Annotated in this window: 15 protein-coding genes; 6 read left to right on the forward strand and 9 right to left on the reverse strand. The window is 47.6% G+C overall.

Annotated features, from left to right (window positions below):
* Window positions 1-4: 4 nt before the first annotated feature.
* Window positions 5-1,804 carry an extracellular solute-binding protein gene (locus MED297_RS06575; RefSeq protein ID WP_008043428.1) on the reverse strand — a complete coding sequence of 600 codons (1,800 nt, stop codon included), beginning with the start codon at window positions 1,802-1,804 and terminating at the stop codon, window positions 5-7.
* 247 nt (window positions 1,805-2,051) lie between these two features.
* Here MED297_RS06575 and MED297_RS06580 point away from each other — a divergent pair, with 247 nt between their 5' ends.
* From MED297_RS06580 to MED297_RS06590, 3 genes are all read left to right on the forward strand, one after another.
* Window positions 2,052-2,555 (forward strand): MarR family transcriptional regulator, encoded by a 504-nt coding sequence (locus MED297_RS06580; protein ID WP_202594521.1) that lies wholly within the window; start codon window positions 2,052-2,054, stop codon window positions 2,553-2,555.
* Window positions 2,552-4,021 (forward strand): MDR family MFS transporter, encoded by a 1,470-nt coding sequence (locus MED297_RS06585; protein ID WP_008043431.1) that lies wholly within the window; start codon window positions 2,552-2,554, stop codon window positions 4,019-4,021. Before MED297_RS06580 ends, MED297_RS06585 begins: the two co-directional genes overlap by 4 nt.
* 183 nt (window positions 4,022-4,204) lie before the next feature.
* The gene (locus MED297_RS06590) at window positions 4,205-4,543 is read left to right on the forward strand and encodes a hypothetical protein (RefSeq protein ID WP_040556711.1); all 339 of its coding nucleotides are present in this window, start codon (window positions 4,205-4,207) and stop codon (window positions 4,541-4,543) included.
* A gap of 91 nt (window positions 4,544-4,634) precedes the next feature.
* Here the strand turns inward: MED297_RS06590 and MED297_RS06595 are convergent, their stop codons facing one another.
* Window positions 4,635-5,987 (reverse strand): hypothetical protein, encoded by a 1,353-nt coding sequence (locus MED297_RS06595; protein WP_008043433.1) that lies wholly within the window; start codon window positions 5,985-5,987, stop codon window positions 4,635-4,637.
* A 636-nt stretch (window positions 5,988-6,623) separates the two neighbouring features.
* Window positions 6,624-7,133, reverse strand: a complete 510-nt coding sequence (locus tag MED297_RS06600; protein WP_008043435.1) for a hypothetical protein — start codon at window positions 7,131-7,133, stop codon at window positions 6,624-6,626.
* A gap of 287 nt (window positions 7,134-7,420) precedes the next feature.
* On the opposite strand from MED297_RS06600, the gene MED297_RS22700 reads away from it, so the two are divergent.
* Entirely contained in the window at window positions 7,421-7,603 is a 183-nt protein-coding gene (locus MED297_RS22700; protein WP_419760887.1) for a hypothetical protein, read from the forward strand.
* Between the two features lie 611 nt (window positions 7,604-8,214).
* On the opposite strand, the gene MED297_RS06610 is transcribed toward MED297_RS22700, so the two are convergent.
* Window positions 8,215-8,604, reverse strand: coding sequence for a helix-turn-helix domain-containing protein (locus MED297_RS06610; protein WP_154650861.1), 390 nt, complete (start codon window positions 8,602-8,604; stop codon window positions 8,215-8,217).
* A gap of 169 nt (window positions 8,605-8,773) precedes the next feature.
* Here MED297_RS06610 and MED297_RS06615 point away from each other — a divergent pair, with 169 nt between their 5' ends.
* Both MED297_RS06615 and MED297_RS06620 read left to right on the forward strand, forming a co-directional pair.
* Window positions 8,774-9,802, forward strand: coding sequence for a phage/plasmid replication protein, II/X family (locus MED297_RS06615; protein WP_008043438.1), 1,029 nt, complete (start codon window positions 8,774-8,776; stop codon window positions 9,800-9,802).
* A 2-nt stretch (window positions 9,803-9,804) separates the two neighbouring features.
* Window positions 9,805-10,074 carry a hypothetical protein gene (locus tag MED297_RS06620; RefSeq protein ID WP_008043439.1) on the forward strand — a complete coding sequence of 90 codons (270 nt, stop codon included), beginning with the start codon at window positions 9,805-9,807 and terminating at the stop codon, window positions 10,072-10,074.
* A gap of 180 nt (window positions 10,075-10,254) precedes the next feature.
* On the opposite strand, the gene MED297_RS06625 is transcribed toward MED297_RS06620, so the two are convergent.
* From MED297_RS06625 to MED297_RS06645, 5 genes are all read right to left on the reverse strand, one after another.
* Complete coding sequence (locus MED297_RS06625; RefSeq protein ID WP_008043440.1) at window positions 10,255-10,872, reverse strand: hypothetical protein; 618 nt, start codon at window positions 10,870-10,872, stop codon at window positions 10,255-10,257.
* Window positions 10,873-11,507: 635 nt separating this feature from the next.
* Window positions 11,508-12,371, reverse strand: coding sequence for an aldo/keto reductase (locus MED297_RS06630; protein WP_008043442.1), 864 nt, complete (start codon window positions 12,369-12,371; stop codon window positions 11,508-11,510).
* Window positions 12,372-12,425: 54 nt separating this feature from the next.
* A complete protein-coding gene (locus MED297_RS06635; RefSeq protein ID WP_008043451.1) occupies window positions 12,426-13,595 on the reverse strand; it encodes a MalY/PatB family protein in 1,170 nt (389 codons plus the stop codon).
* Window positions 13,592-14,446 (reverse strand): DUF3737 family protein, encoded by an 855-nt coding sequence (locus tag MED297_RS06640; RefSeq protein ID WP_008043452.1) that lies wholly within the window; start codon window positions 14,444-14,446, stop codon window positions 13,592-13,594. The genes MED297_RS06635 and MED297_RS06640 overlap by 4 nt, the downstream gene beginning before the upstream one ends.
* A 104-nt stretch (window positions 14,447-14,550) precedes the next feature.
* Window positions 14,551-15,162: an NAD(P)H-dependent oxidoreductase gene (locus MED297_RS06645; protein ID WP_008043458.1), complete on the reverse strand. Its 612-nt coding sequence runs from the start codon at window positions 15,160-15,162 to the stop codon at window positions 14,551-14,553.
* Between the last annotated feature and the right edge of the window lie 136 nt (window positions 15,163-15,298).

Below are 15,298 nucleotides of genomic sequence, written 5' to 3' on the forward strand. Positions count from 1 at the left end.
GAACTCAGTTCAGCGCCTCCGCTTTCGCCGGGTCAATCCACCAGGTGTTGGTCCCCAACGCGTACTTAGGTCGGATGTCCGGCCGACTGAACTTGTTCACATACGCAATGCGATATTGACTGATGTGCCATTGCGGAATCACATAATGATTCCACAACAACACACGGTCGAGTGCCCGGCCCCAATGCAGCAACGCATCCTCGTCTTTCTGGTTTTCGACAATGCCCATGATCAGGTAATCGATGGCGGGGTCGGTGACGTTGGCCTGGTTGTATGTCGAATCAATAAAATCCGAATGCCAGACAATTTGCAGCCCTGACGACGGATAGGCGTTAGCGGAATAAGACCACGAAATCATATCGAAGTCGTGGTTGTGCCAACGGTTCACAAACTGAGAGGTATCGACCTGGCGGATCGACATTTCAATACCCAAACGCTTCAGGTTTTCCTGAAACGGAATGGCGACCCGTTCAGTAACCGGTGAAAAAGTCATCAGCTCAAACGCAAAGACTTCACCGGTTTCAACATGAGTCATTTTCTGATCTTTTACTTCCCAGCCAGCGTCTTTGAGTAAGGCGAGGGCGGTGCGCAGGTTGGCACGCAAATTCCCGCTGCCGTCAGTTTTTGGCGGTTCATAAACGTCAGTGAACACCTCTGGAGGAATCTGATCCCGAATGGGCTCAAGAATGGCCAGCTCTTCTTCGCTGGGAAGGTCTCTTGCCATGTATTGGGTTTCCTGAAAATAACTGACCGTGCGCGTGTACTGATCGTAAAACAGGTTTTTGTTCATCCATTCAAAGTCGAGCGCGTAGCTGAGTGCCTTGCGTACCCGAACATCCGTGAACATGGGTGCTTTGGTGTTAAAGATGAATCCCTGCATTTTCTGAGGGATGTCGTGTTCGATGGTTTCTTTGATCACGTCACCGTTGCGCACGGCTGGAATGTCATAGCCCGTAGCCCACTGCTTGGCGATGTTTTCCTGCCAAAGATCGATTTCGCCACCTTTGAAGGCTTCAAAGGCGACGGTTTGATCCCGATAGTAATCGTAACGGTAATAGTCGAAGTTGTTTTGACCGCGATTGACCGGAAGATCCTCAGCCCAATAGTCTTCAACTCGCTGGTAGATGACATACTGACCGAACTTAAAATCACTGATCGTTGTTCCGGAACTACCGACCGGGACTTCTTTCAATGGCTCACTGAGATCTTTATCGGCCCAGTAATGTTCCGGCAACACGGCCAAGCTGCATAATGACAGCATCTGTTCCCGATCGGCGCCTTCCAGCTGAAAAGTCACCGAGTTGTTATCCGATACGGTCACATCCGTGACAAAGGCATAATAGCTGGCGAACTGTGGCACGCCCTGCGTCATGAACTTTTCAAAAGAAAACTTCACATCGTCAGCGGTAATGGCTTCGCCATCGGTGAAGGTCGCGTCCGGGTGAATAAAGAAGGTAATGCTGGAGTAGTCATCGGCAAACCGAACGCGTTCGGCAATCAACGGATAATAAACGGAGATTTCATCATCGGATGTCACCATCAGGGTGTCATTCAACGCTTCTGATCCAATGACCCGATCACCACGCTGACCATAGCGATTCAAAGAGTCGAAGGTCCCGGTGGCATAACTGCGCAGCGTGCCGCCCTTGGGGGCATCCGGGTTAACGTATTCAAAGTGCGTGAAATCGTCGTCGTACTTGGGTTCTCCGCGCAGGGCAATGCCTTTCGCGTCTATGTAGTTAACGTCCGCAGCCACCCAGGGCGCGACCAAAAGGAGCAGCCAGATTCGAATTACAGCCTTCATTTTAACCCTCGACTTTTTTATGACTCACCATCTTTTTACGTGCACGACAGTGTTTAAGTTCAGCGCCTGGCAGACGGTTTTATCTGCCAAGCCGTGTCTTAAACATATATTTTTGCGAGCGGTGTCGCAAATAAAGCTTCTGGCTCGGTGCCATCACAACCGGTTTGTAAGTATTAAGTTAGTTAGCTAGCTATCTATTTTAATATCCGTAAGCTTAACTTTTTTACGATGAGGGAAGGGGAAACCTGTGGGAGACCTGATAACAGATCGGCCAACCGAGACTTTTGGTCCCATGATGGTTCAGTTGGCAAGGCAGTGGCGATCGGAACTGGACCGCCGTTTGAGCCCGTTTGGTCTGACTCAAGCACGTTGGCGAGTGCTGATTGTGTTAGACAAGAAAAACCGGCCGGTTGTGCAACAGGAACTGGCGGAAATTTTAGGAATACAGGGGCCAACCTTGGTTCGAACCCTGGACGGCCTGCAAGCTCAAGGGTTGATCATACGCCGTTCTTTACCCAGTGACGGACGAACCAAGGGCGTGTTACTGACAGACAAGGCCATGCCAACGGTGAAGCAGATCAAGTCCGTCATTAACAATGTAAACAAAGCCATCTTTAACGGTATTGCAGAGGAAGACCTGCAGCAATGTCTGTCCGTGTTTGAACAGATACACCGCAATCTAGACCAGTTTTCAACCGTTAACACTCAAGAGAGCGTTCCCCCCCAAAACGACGAACGGGAACCACAATGAGCGGCGAGCTTACTCTTAATGGTTTGAGTACACGACAGGGACCTGCCTATAAATGGTTTGTCACACTGACGGTCGTACTGGGCACGATATCGACCGTGCTTACGGCAACCATTGTGAATGTCGCCTTGCCGGATATCATGCAGGCGTTACAAATGACGCCAGATCGAGTACAGCTGTTGTCGACTGGTTTTCTGGCGGCGATGACCGGCAGTATGCTTTTAACGGCCTGGTTTGTAGATTCCTACGGGCAACGGCTCACTTACGTTCTTGTCATTTCCGTCTTTGTAATTGCCTCCATCGTTGGCGGTTTTGCCCCAAACTCGACGGTTCTGATCTTGGCCCGTATCGGGCAGGGGATTGCAGCAGGCTTAATGCAACCGCTGTCGATGTTGGTCATCTTTAAAGTTTTTCCCGTCGAGAAACGAGGGTCCGCGATGGGCATCTATGGCGTTGGGATTGTACTGGCGCCGGCACTGGGGCCTACTCTGGGCGGTTTTCTGGTCGATTTGTTTAGCTGGCGATATGTGTTTTTTGTCTCTATCCCGTTTTCCTTAACCGGTTTGCTCATGGCTTTCCGTTTTTTACCCAATCAGACCGAGAACAAAGAGCGACTGGCCTTTGATTGGCTTGGACTGTTCGCCATCGCTGCGTTCCTGGTGACGTTACTGTCGGCATTCACCTTAGGGTCGGCCCACGGCTGGATATCGGTAACGGTGATCAGTTGTGCAGTTGCAGCCGTAATGAGCTTGCTGTTTTTCATCTGGTGGGAGAATAAATGCTCCGCGCCATTGTTTAACCTGAGTGTGTTTGCCAACGTTACTTTTTCAAATGCCGCCTTGGTCGGGTTCATGTTGGGCGCGGGTATGTATGGTTCAACGTTTCTCATTCCGCTGTATGTTCAATCGGTGTTGAGTTATTCAGCCACTTCTGCGGGATTATTGCTGATGCCGTCAGGTCTGATCATGGGCATAATTTTCCCGATAGCAGGGCGGTTGGCTGATCGGAGCCCGGCGGTCATCACCATATCGTTAGGCCTGTTAGCCTTTGCATTATCGTCATTTCTGATGACCAAAGCAGAACTGGATACGTCGTTTTGGGCACTGGCGTTTTGGATTGTGCTGGGACGAATCGGTTTGGCACTCGTCACGCCCAGTCTGAATGTCGGTTCAATGCGTGTACTGCCGCCAGCTTTACTGAGCCAGGGTTCGGGTGCCATTAACTTCGTCCGACAGCTCGGTGGTGCTTTTGGCGTAAACCTGATTGCGGTTTATCTGCACATTCGAATGCTCGTTCATGCAGGAAAAATGGACGAGGAATTCAACCCTCAACTCGTTCAGATACCAAAAAACCACTCAGAGTTACTGGCGTACCATGATGCATTCAGTGTCATGGCCATCGTGTTTGCCTTGGCTCTCATCCCTGCTATCTGGATGCATTGGTCATCACGTCGAACAAGCCGCAGTTAATCAGGTAACCTTAAGGATGTGCCCAGCCGATTCAACAATCTTGCAACAAACCTAGCAAAATTCCGTTTTTTTGAGTCATTTTTAAGCCTGCTTAAATCTCGTCATTTTCTGATGGTAGGGATGAGCATTAAGGTGTAATTTAGTAGATGCAATGATCATCCGGTAACTATGGAAGGGACTGATATGAGCTTACAAATTGCATTTTTACTGACGTTTCTAGCAGGCGGCGTGTCGGTATGGTTGTTATTACGAATGTCTGGCCAGGTAGAAAAAGAGCGAATGGCAATCATTAATAATAAAGTCCATGAGTTGGGAGGGAGTCTCCTTAGGAGCGATTTGGTTTCCAGACAAAACTGTTCTTTTCAATCGGAATACAGTGACCCTGACTTCGTCTATAAGTTTTACAAAATCGCCTACAAAGTGGGGACGGAAACGAAAGAGTGCTGGGCAATCCTTGAAATGAAGCAACGCAGCTTTGGGCCTGGTGGTGCAATACAGGCCAACTGGATATGGCGCTTTTAAAAAGCAGAGTGGTGCAAACGCTTACAAAGGTTTCGGATAAAAAGAACCGGGCACTTGCCCGGTTTGGATTAACTATAGGCTTATGGTGCACTTACCGAGGGTTGACGGTCAGCCTGTACTGGCCGGAACCGCCATCATAAGTTTGCGCAAACAACTCATAGACACCCGCGGCTAACTCAACTTCCAAACGAGAGTCCTGTCCGCCAGCACTGTCATCATCTTCAGCGTAGAAATCATCACTACCTCGCAGGGTAATAACCGAGTCGACGACCTCTGATCGCATTTCAATCACATACCAACCGTCTTGTTGGATAGTCAGTTGATACATGTCCTCATCACTGCGCATCCAGCCATTCACCACGGCAGGGGCTGTCAGTTCCCGGTTCGTATCAATTTCGACATCCAGCGCTGCGACTTCTATCTCAAACATACCACCGTCACCGTCGTAAGAACGAGCAATAATCTGGTAGGTTCCCGGCGAGAGAGCTTCAACGAGTTGCGAGTTTTCACCTTCGCCACCATCATCGTCTTCTAACGTAGCAATCTGGTCACCCATGATCGCAAGTTTTGTGTCAAAGTCGTTTGAACGTAAATCGATTTTGAACAGTTGCTCTTCTTCAACTGTCAACTGAAACGTTTTTTCTTCATTAGTGGACAACCAGCCATTAACGGTACTTGGTACAGTTAAATCCAGGTTGGTAGCGAACTCAACATCCAAGGCAGCCACTTCCAGATCGAACAAACCACCGTTGCCTTCATAGGAGCGAACGACAATTTGGTAGTCTCCAGGCGAGAGAGCTTCAACGATTCGGGAGTTTTCGCTTTCCCCGCCATCATCATCTTCCAGTGTGGAAATCTGGTCACCGTTGACTGCAAGTACGGCGTCAAAATCATCTGACCGTAAGTCGATTTGAAACAGTTTCGTTTCTGCAACGCTAAACTGAAGGGTGGTTTCGTCATTTTCGCCTAGCCAACCGTTCACCACTTCGCCTTCACTAATGCGGTCACGAAGTTCTATATCGACAGTCGTCGCTTTAAAACGGAAAGGTCCATAGTTGTCGGCGTCATCTCCGTTTACGGCAATAAGCCATGGCCCTAAATCATTGGTTTGAAATCTTGCAGGAGACCCCGAAGCGATTCGTTCGTTTAAGCTATTAAAAACGGAAAACGAACCTTCAAAACTGCTTTGCATGTCTAACTGAACGATCGCATCGGCCTCAGCATCATTCAATTGGAAAACTTTGTATCGGCTACCATTGTTGTAGTTAAGCTGACTGGCTGAGGTTAGCTCGCCGCGTACACTTTCATCGAGCTTGAAAGTCACTACCTGAGATTGTGAAAGGGCAGTGTCACTGGCGGTCGATTGAGAGGTCGGCACTGTCGTACAACCCGATGCGATAAAGGCTGTACTGGTGAACAGTACCGTGGCTACTAGTTTGTCCATATTGATTGATTCCTTTTAATAATGCCCGCTGGCCTACACAATTGATTAAATGTTGCGCACGGACAGGACTGACGATTAGGTCGGGAGTTGCTCGTCTTTACGATGAGACTGAGATATCTCGGCGCATTGAACCATAACTTAAGGATATAAAACAACGCACTGACACTGCGTAAAGTGACTTTCTAAACGGCGAGATCGCATCAAGTTCATTTCCAGCAAAACCTGATGAACGTTCAAGCGGTTCAAGTCAAAAAAACTGTGTTTATTGTTTCCTGGCAACCAATGGATACGGTCTAGTGCAATGCTTTCTCATTTATAACATCAAACCGTTATGAGCGGCCATGACACTGGGAGATGGGTAAATATCGAGTTCGGGCCAAAATTCGCGTGGATACGTCCTAACTTACTGTTTTTCCAGAGAAAAAATCAGACTTTACGATTTTTACCGATCCATTCTGGGATCGTTTGATTGGCTAGCCCATTGTATTCTAGACTCCCGGTAGCGTTACAATCACTCAACACGATAGATAGTCATAAAAAGCTAAACCTCGAGCGGATCGAGGTCATTGATGCTCTGATAATGGCAATCCGATGTCGAAAACGAAAAGCAGTAATCTGAGAAGTAGGGGCTTTCCACTATTTAATAGGTCCTGACCTAAGCTGGTATGCTTTAAGGATAATTGAATTATCCTCGTCATCGAAAAGTCTATCCCGGATATTTATTGGTCCAGTAATACAAGGATAAATAGCACCAGTTGGAAAGCCATAAAGAGTCGGTAGATTTTTAATATCGCTATTTCTCGGCCCAAGCCCAGGCTTAAGCTCTAAATCGTCAAATATTTTTATAAAAAACTGTGTAATAACACAACCTACATCGAAAGTGAGGATTACTAAATCATCAGAGTCGATTCCTTTTTTTTTAAACTCATCAGTATCCTTAAACTCAAGGAGCAAATCAGCTAACTCAACTAACATATCTTGCGAATGAAAATTAATGTTAATAGCTGAATAACTTTTTAACATTTCAATTCGGTCTAAGGTTACTTCCTTATACCAATTGCAAAAAGCGTTTGATGTTGATTTTTTCCAATTAGGGTGATTACTGAACTCTTCAATGGTAATTGGCATTTCTATTATTGGGTACATTCATTCCTCCTAAAGAAAAAATTACCTGAAATCGACTTTTAAGGGATAAATGACAAGAATGCATTAAAAAACTTGGCGACGGCATTTACGGAAATACCCAAGCAAGATCACCGATTATCGACATAAGCGCAAAGTATCTGTTAGAGGACTTGAGGGGGGCTCTAGTATAGCTCACTATTTCCTGTAATCTTTAGTATTCTCGGTTGCGTAGCCCTTCAGGCCCTTCTCATTAGGGCCTACGCACACCCACAAGATGCCCTCACGAAATGATCATTGAAGATTCCGTAATGCTTCAGTTGTATTTGGATCGCACTCAGAAAGAGTGGTTTCAGAAGATCTGCCGCGAAGATGATGTGACCATGTCGCAGCAGGTACGACGATTGATAAAACAGTTTTTGAGCGAGCAGGGCATTGATCCGCCTTATCCTGAACTACCGAACCCGTATGTCAGGGAACCTCGTCACCGATAGGTGTGAGTTGTTTTTATGGGCCTTGTGCCCCGAGCGCAGCGAAGTCACCGAACCCTCTCAGGACTCAAAACAAGGCCCCTCAGCGTCAAAGTTGAAGGGCCTTTTTAGTTCCACTGGTCTTAGATAACTGATAGCGAAGCGGAAACCCTACCATCCGTTCCAATGCCTGGTGTTTTTTCGCGCCCCGTGTCCAGGGGAATCCCTTAAATAATTATCGCCCTTGATCAACTCGGTTTTTGGCTTGATCGGGGGGTATTCTATACCCCCGATCTTGGGACAATATTGACCTATGGGATTTTCCAGAAAACCTATGAACCCCTTGCTAATCAAGGGCTGAGCCGCTTACACATAAATATTTAGGGCTTTGGCTTAGATGCCTAAAATATTATGCATTCTCCTGGATCTTATCGGCTGCTTTTTGGGACCCGGAGATCGCGAGCGTAGCGAGCGAGCACCGGGCACCAAAAAAAGTAGGGTACATGTAATACCCTACTTTTGTACCATTTTTGGTACTGCGATATATCTCTTGGTAACCGACAACACCCCTCAAACCCTTTAAAATCAACCACTTAGGTCTTTTTCTCTGGTTTTCTACGTTGTCTACGTAGAATTTAGGGTTTTTGAGTCAGGTTTTTGGCCCGGTTGGCGTGATGTCGGATCACCATGGCTTCGACCAGATCGGCAAAGGTTTGCATCTCAGGTTCGTCAAACTGCTTCACCGCCTCGAACAGTAAAACCAGATTCTCATCCACGTTGCGGCTGTCAGTGTCCATGCACAGCTCGCTGATCGTCATCCCGAACATCTGAGCCATTTTCTTCAGAACGGTCAATGTGGGCTCTCTGTCGCCTTTCTCGTAGCCAATGTAGGTGTTTTTGGCTATTCCGAGTTGATCCGCTGTCTCCTGCTGGTTCAAACCTTTGGATAATCGAAGTGTCTTTAAGTGTTCATGGAATTGCATATCACACCAATCGGTCTGTCTTTTTAGTAATTCTATATCCACGTTTTTGCGCTCCTATGTTGACGGCTCAATTATGTGTATATATAAATACCAGTAAATAGGTATTGACGTGTTTTTGAGAGGTGCGATGTGAGGCAGTCGGAAATCAGAGGCGGAAAGTCTAGTAATACCCGCCTTTTGTACCATTTTGGGTACTGGCACGGATGTCTTTATGATTGATTGGGTCACCTGTGAATTGCCCTGTCGGCACGTTCCTCTGAATGCCGGCGCCGTTATGAAAGTGGCCGCGGATGGTTGTCTTGAATGGCATTCACCCTGCCGGGTCCGGGTTGAAGGCTCTCACGAATCCGGTGTTCAAGTTCGCAGCATCGGGACCATCGACGCACAGGGAAGGGCATCAACTCTTTGGTTTTCCGGTAACCCTTCTAAGTTCCTGCAGGGTCACAATGTCTTCGGCAGTGATGATCTCGTTGCATTGATGTTGGACACCTATCTCAAGGTGTTAGCCAGTCTCGATATCGTTCCGAATCTTGATGATCTGAAACAGGTAAAGCAGGGTGCTTATCCATTGATGTCTGTCGACATCAATCAGTCGTTCGATCTTCCAAGTCGCTCTGACGTATTAGCCTGGATACGTGCGGCTGAGTACAAATCCAAAACCCGTCACGGCCGACCATCGATGAAAGGTGGCACGTTGTATTGGGGGAAATCCTCTCAACGTTGGGCGCTCAAGGTGTACAGCAAAGGCGAAGAAATTGAAGCGCCAAAGCATCGTTTACCGTCCGCGTTCAACAACACCTATTTAGCCAAGTGGGCTGATACCAAGCTGCGCCTTGAATTGCGCATTAAGAAAAAACAACTTCGTGAATTGAACATAGAAACTGCATCTCAAATGACTTTAGCGGCTGTAAAGCGCATCTATCAAACCTATGTGGAGAAGATAGAAATGAATGAACAAATTGCCTTATCTGACGAACAACAAATGAATCTCCCGCGTGGGTTGTGCTCGACCTACATACTTTGGAAACAGGGTCACGACCTTCGATCCATCCTGCCGAAAAACACCTATTACCGGCACCGTCGAGCGTTAATGGAACAGGGCATCGACATTGCGTTCTGCCAAGAATCCATCGAGAAAACCAACGTGATCCCACTGCTCAAAGTGTTGGAAGCTCAACCAGCGTCCATACCGGACTGGGCGTTCAATCAAAATCTTGTTCATCACTCAGCGAGGCTTTAACCATGACTCAGAATCTCACTCACATCGATTACGCCAAGCTCATTGGTCACGAAGTTCGCTTCAGTACCGATAAACGCCTTGGCCCTGACACGAACCTGTTTGAGTGGCAGAAAGGTCAGTTGGCTTATCTGGATGGCGTTTGTCGATCTGGCCATAGCTTTACCGTTCTGTTCGAAACCGTTGATCAATCAGAGCTCATTACCATTGCGATCGATGACGTTCGAAAGCACGTCGAGTTTGTGTGTGAGCCTGTTTTAACATTGGCTCACTAGGGGACTCAGATGGCCCCTCGAGCACACCTTCTCTTATTTCCTGTAATCTTTATTACAGGAAATAACAGATTAGTTCGATTTAGCCCGTTTCAGATTGATTTCACAAATAGCCAGCACTCATCGCTCATCATCTCAAAAGCTCTTTGGCCCGAATTCACGGCAGTTTCTACTTCATTACCGCTAAAGATCGTACTCACCCATGGCGACGCCACGCGCAGTCACAAAAACGGAATCATCCTGCGCGCCACTGACCGTAAACTCGATGGTTTCACCGTTCGCATCTTCAATTACCCAATGTCCGGATAAATGATGGGTACCATCTTTTTGAGTGGTTGCCAGGCTTTTATAGAGAAACGTACCCAGTCCCGTTCCCGGGTACTGTTCTAACAGATACTTGAACTCAATCGAGGTAATCTCCGTGGACAGTGAGTACGCCGCCAACCAGCTACCGTTCAGGATGGTAGTTTTCTCATTGCCTGTCATATCTTTTGTAAAGAGATAGAAGTTTGTTGCCGAATACTTGTTCACTGAGAGATTGAGTCCGCTGAATCGAGTCTCAAGACTCGCCGTACCGTCAATTGTGGCAACGCCCAAGGCTGCATGTTCCGGGGAAACACAGTCTTGATAGTCGTATCGTGTCGTTTGATACGCGAGTAAATCAAAGGGTTCATTACTGTCGGGCTCATATTCAAGCGTCTCAATACTTCCTTGACCGGTTTGGCAATTAATCTGATCAGTATCGGTTGCCGTGTCCATGTACAAACTGGGCAAAAACTGAACGGTAGTGATAAATGGCATCCCAGCAAGTCCAGACTCTATTATAGCGGCTTCATTGTCATTGGTTATCACGCCTGTAGGTTTGGCACTAACAGTACTCAGCGCTAAGGGGCCTGGATCATCAATGCTGTTGTCGGGTTCTTCGACGGGCGCCTGGCAATCGCGTGAGTTTATAGATTTAACACAGGAGTCCTCATCAGGACCTGGTTCAGTGCCAGGTAAACATCCTGCTAAGAATAGTGATGACAACATCCCTGTAATCAATCTCATATCGACTTACCTTTTGTCCAAAAAGCGACCAGTCATGGCCGTAAAAACTGAACTGATTCTTATTTAACCTCGCCATTATGATCTCAACTCTTTTGTATTCTTGCGATGCAAATCACAAGTCTATTGGACAAAGTCGTATTGTTGAGCCTTTCAAACGTGGTGAATCGACGACATTGATGCAACTTGAGTGAAATGGGCGTGAGGGCGAATGTCTGAAAATGTTGAGTTGCCACCCCTGCTCTAACGTATGAACTTAGTGGATGGTAGGCTGAATATGCGAGGGGCTGGAAAGCCACACTTTAAAATATCCATGTGGTAGTTCCGCCCTTCATGTAGAAACACGGCCACGCTGTCATAAACCGGTTCGTGGCCGTGCTCTCTTTCCGTTAAGAATGTTCGCGATAAACCGGGAACACGCTGGCTTCACCATAATCGGCAATCTTTTTCATGTTGCTCAGAGCCTGCATATCGTCTTCGGAGATTTCAAAGTCCAGGTCAGCATTGTTGGACATGTGCGCGGGGTTTGCTGTTTTTGGCAAAGGCAGTAATCCCAGTTGCAACACAAATCGAATGCACAGCTGTGGTAAAGACACCTGATACCGGTCCGCCATGGCTTTTAACTCGGTGTTTTTTAACAGCTCACCATGCCCGATCGGAGAATAGGCTTCGACCAGAATGTCCTGTGATCGGCAATAGTCGATCAACTCGTTCGGCAGATTGGTGACATGCGCTAATATTTGATTGACCATCGGCTTCAAGGTTGCCGACTGCAAAATGTTCTCGACATCAGGTTGCTGAAAATTAGACAGACCAATGGCTTTGATTTTGCCAGCCTGGTAAGCCTCTTCAAGTGCACGCCAAGCTTCTGAGTTACCAGAAAAATAACGATCCTCGGCACCAAAATCACCCCATGGCTGCGGACTGTGAATGATCATGAGATCGACATGATCCAACCGCATGCGCTGCAGCGAGTCATCAATTGCGGCTTTAGCATCTGCGTAGTTTTTATACTGTGCCGCCAGTTTGGTGGTAATGAAAACCTCTTCGCGAGCCAGACCGCTGGCCCGGATACCATCGGCTACCTGTGCTTCATTGCCATAATCCTGAGCGGTATCAAGGTGTCGATAGCCCAGTTTTAACGCCTCGAGTACGGCTTGCTCGGCTTGCTGGCCTTCAATCATCCAGGTTCCAAGGCCCAGTTTTGGAATGTGTATGCCATTGCTTAACTGAAATGTGTCATTCAATTTCATGTTCACTCTCCTTTCTCTTTTAAAAGTTAACACCGTTGAAGCTAATCAACGGTTTTAGGTGATATAGGGCTGTAGCGCCCGACTCAACCGCTCCAGTCCTTCCATTAATACCGATCGGGGGCAGGCAAAGTTCAAACGTAAGTACCCTTCTCCAGCCTCGCCATAGAGCGTGCCGGAGTTAACAAACAGTGCTTCGCGTTCGGCCAGGTCTTTCGTCAGCCGATCTGAGCGAACACCCAGTGCGCGAATATCAAGCCAGGCAAGATACGTCGCTTCCTGACTCGTTAACTTGAGCTGAGGTAAGTCGTCCGCTAAGTAATTTTCTATGGTGAGGTAGTTTGTATGCAGATAGCGCCGCAGTCCGTTTAACCAGGCTTCACCCTCGTTATAGGCGGCCATCGAGGCAATCACGCCAAAAGGGTTCACATCGCAGACTTCGTGGACATTTAGTGACTTATCTATTTTCTCGCGCAATTCAGTGTTTTTAACAACAATGTTCGCGATCTGCAGACCGGCCATGTTGAATGACTTGGTCGGTGCCAGGCAAGTTACCGAGGTTTCGAGAAAATCAGTGGATAAGGACGCAAAGGCGATGTGTTCAACGCCGGGAAAGACCAGGTCACAATGAATTTCGTCACTGACCACAGTGACACCGTATTGCAAACACAGGCGACCTATTTGCATCAGCTCATCCCGTGTCCAACTGCGGCCAACCGGGTTGTGTGGGTTACACAAGAGCATGACTTTTAACCGGGGGTTAGCCAGCTTTGACTCTAAATCGTCGAAATCGATCTGGTAGTAACCGTTGAGGTTAATCAGCGGGTTATCAACCGCTTCACACCCCATGTTACGAATAGAAGAGAAAAAGCAGTTGTATACCGGGGTTTGCACCAAGACTTGATCACCCTCTTCCGTTAATGACCGAATCACCGCGGAGATTGCAGGCACAACACCTGAGGTATAGAGCATCCACTCTTTTTCGATTTTGAACTGATAACGACGGGCAAACCAGGAAGTAACTGCGGCATAATAGGCGTCTGGAACATGCGTGTATCCAAAAACACCATGGTCTACCCGTTGACTCAACGCGGTGATAACGGCAGGAGCGGTCTTAAAATCCATGTCAGCCACCCACATGGGTAAAGCGCCCTCACCTTCAACTGAATCCCACTTGTAAGAGCCGGATCCACGTCTGTCTATCGGGGTCTCAAAATCGAATGTCATGCGGAGGCCGCCTGTAACGTTTCAATGATGCAGGCATCCGGGTTTACGCAATGCTCATCAAAAATAATCTGTTGAATGCTGGGTGCGCAAATTCGACCGCCCTTGGGGTTTCGGACGCTGATAATGTCGTTAGTGATGGTTGCCTGAACCTCCGAATATTCAAAGCACAGGTCCGTCCCTTCCATACGGCAGTTCTCAAGCTGAAGATTCTCAGCATAGTAAAGCGGTTGAGACCCTCTGATCGTGCAATTGATAAGTTTAAGGTTTTTTGAATACCACCCTAAAAACTCGCCATCAATGACACTGTCGTAGACGGTCACATTTTCGGTTCCCCAGAAGGCATCTTTGGACTCAATTATGGAGTTACGAATCACAATGTTCTTGCCATCCTGAAAGGAATAGTTGCCTTGAATCTTACAGTTGTTCAGTTCTGCATCGACAATATTCATCAGGATGTAATCGGCATTTAAAAATTCGCTGTTATCGAGCACAACACTGCGGCAGTTCCAGAGTGTTTCTTCAGCATTCAAAAACGAGCAGTTCTCGATGCTTAAATCAGACACCCGGCGAAACATTTTAGGTGCCTGTACATGACATGAACTCATAACCAGCGCGTTGGTGTACCAGATTGCTGCTCGTGCCGTTTCGCGGAAAACAGACTCCGTTATTTTTATGTCGTCACCATGCCAAAAGGGGTATTTCCCGTGGAAGTCACAGTCATGGGCACTCACATGGCTGGCATGCTTTAGGGATGACTCGCCAAGACCGATCCGAACATTCTCGATTCGACGGTTTTTAATTGAAAACAGGGGGCGTTCACCCTCAAATGCCTGACCTTTAATAATATCCATTTGCTTCAATATGCGACCTTTATTGAGTGTTTACTCTTGAAAAGAAAAAATCGTTGTTAAGACCGTTAATAAGCAAGACGATTTAACGGTCACAACGTGTTCGGCTACACTTGCAGTCGCTTAATGAGTGCCGCTTGGTAGTCAGGTAGTTTCGAAGCCGTTACCGATTGAAACGCCAAAGGTTCCAAATAGGACATTCCGGCGTGCAATGCACTGGCTTCCATCGGGGCAAAAACATCTTCTAAACGGTAACCAATGCGCCCTTCACTGCCGTACGTCGACGCACCGCCAGCCGCCGTTGTGACCAGCAACATCTCCTTGCCCCGCCACAAGCCGGGACCAACGCTGCCCCAGGTATCGTTCAAATAAGCTTTCATCATGGGCGCAATGTTGAACCAGTGCGTTGGGAACATGAACACAATACGATCGTGCTCACGGGTGATCTCTCGCTCAAGAGCTCCGTCGATCGCGCGGGTGTCAAAACCGTAGATCGATTCAAGGTTGCGCACAGTAACACCGGACACGGTTTCAGCGGCCTGTTGTAAACCCTTGATCATCACGGAACGTTCCGGATAAGGGTGAGACACGATCATTAACGTCTTAATATCGGTTGAATGCAGCTTTTCAACAGAATCGGCGGCCTGTGCTTTTAACAGCCCTGTCGTCTGGGCCAGGGTTAGCAATACGCCCCCTTTAATCAACTTTCGTCGGTTCATTTCTGGCTCCCTTTACCCTTAGTCGTAGGCAAAAACCTCGAGAATACATGGCGTCGGATAAAACCCGACTACACAATCCGCCGTGATTATTGCCTGTTTGTCTGTAAAACATTTTTCAGGTGTTAATAAAAACCCA

Source organism: Reinekea blandensis MED297 (genome assembly GCF_000153185.1).
Classification (GTDB): Bacteria; Pseudomonadota; Gammaproteobacteria; order Pseudomonadales; family Natronospirillaceae; genus Reinekea; species Reinekea blandensis.

Coding starts and splice junctions, on each gene's coding strand:
- MED297_RS06575 (WP_008043428.1), bottom strand. CDS start 1,804: ATGAAGGCTGTAATTCGAATCTGGCTGCTCCTTTTGGTCGCGCCCTGG.
- MED297_RS06585 (WP_008043431.1), top strand. CDS start 2,552: ATGAGCGGCGAGCTTACTCTTAATGGTTTGAGTACACGACAGGGACCT.
- MED297_RS06590 (WP_040556711.1), top strand. CDS start 4,205: ATGAGCTTACAAATTGCATTTTTACTGACGTTTCTAGCAGGCGGCGTG.
- MED297_RS06595 (WP_008043433.1), bottom strand. CDS start 5,987: ATGGACAAACTAGTAGCCACGGTACTGTTCACCAGTACAGCCTTTATC.
- MED297_RS06600 (WP_008043435.1), bottom strand. CDS start 7,133: ATGTACCCAATAATAGAAATGCCAATTACCATTGAAGAGTTCAGTAAT.
- MED297_RS22700 (WP_419760887.1), top strand. CDS start 7,421: ATGCTTCAGTTGTATTTGGATCGCACTCAGAAAGAGTGGTTTCAGAAG.
- MED297_RS06615 (WP_008043438.1), top strand. CDS start 8,774: ATGATTGATTGGGTCACCTGTGAATTGCCCTGTCGGCACGTTCCTCTG.
- MED297_RS06620 (WP_008043439.1), top strand. CDS start 9,805: ATGACTCAGAATCTCACTCACATCGATTACGCCAAGCTCATTGGTCAC.
- MED297_RS06625 (WP_008043440.1), bottom strand. CDS start 10,872: ATGCCATTTATCACTACCGTTCAGTTTTTGCCCAGTTTGTACATGGAC.
- MED297_RS06630 (WP_008043442.1), bottom strand. CDS start 12,371: ATGAAATTGAATGACACATTTCAGTTAAGCAATGGCATACACATTCCA.
- MED297_RS06635 (WP_008043451.1), bottom strand. CDS start 13,595: ATGACATTCGATTTTGAGACCCCGATAGACAGACGTGGATCCGGCTCT.
- MED297_RS06640 (WP_008043452.1), bottom strand. CDS start 14,446: ATGGATATTATTAAAGGTCAGGCATTTGAGGGTGAACGCCCCCTGTTT.
- MED297_RS06645 (WP_008043458.1), bottom strand. CDS start 15,162: ATGAACCGACGAAAGTTGATTAAAGGGGGCGTATTGCTAACCCTGGCC.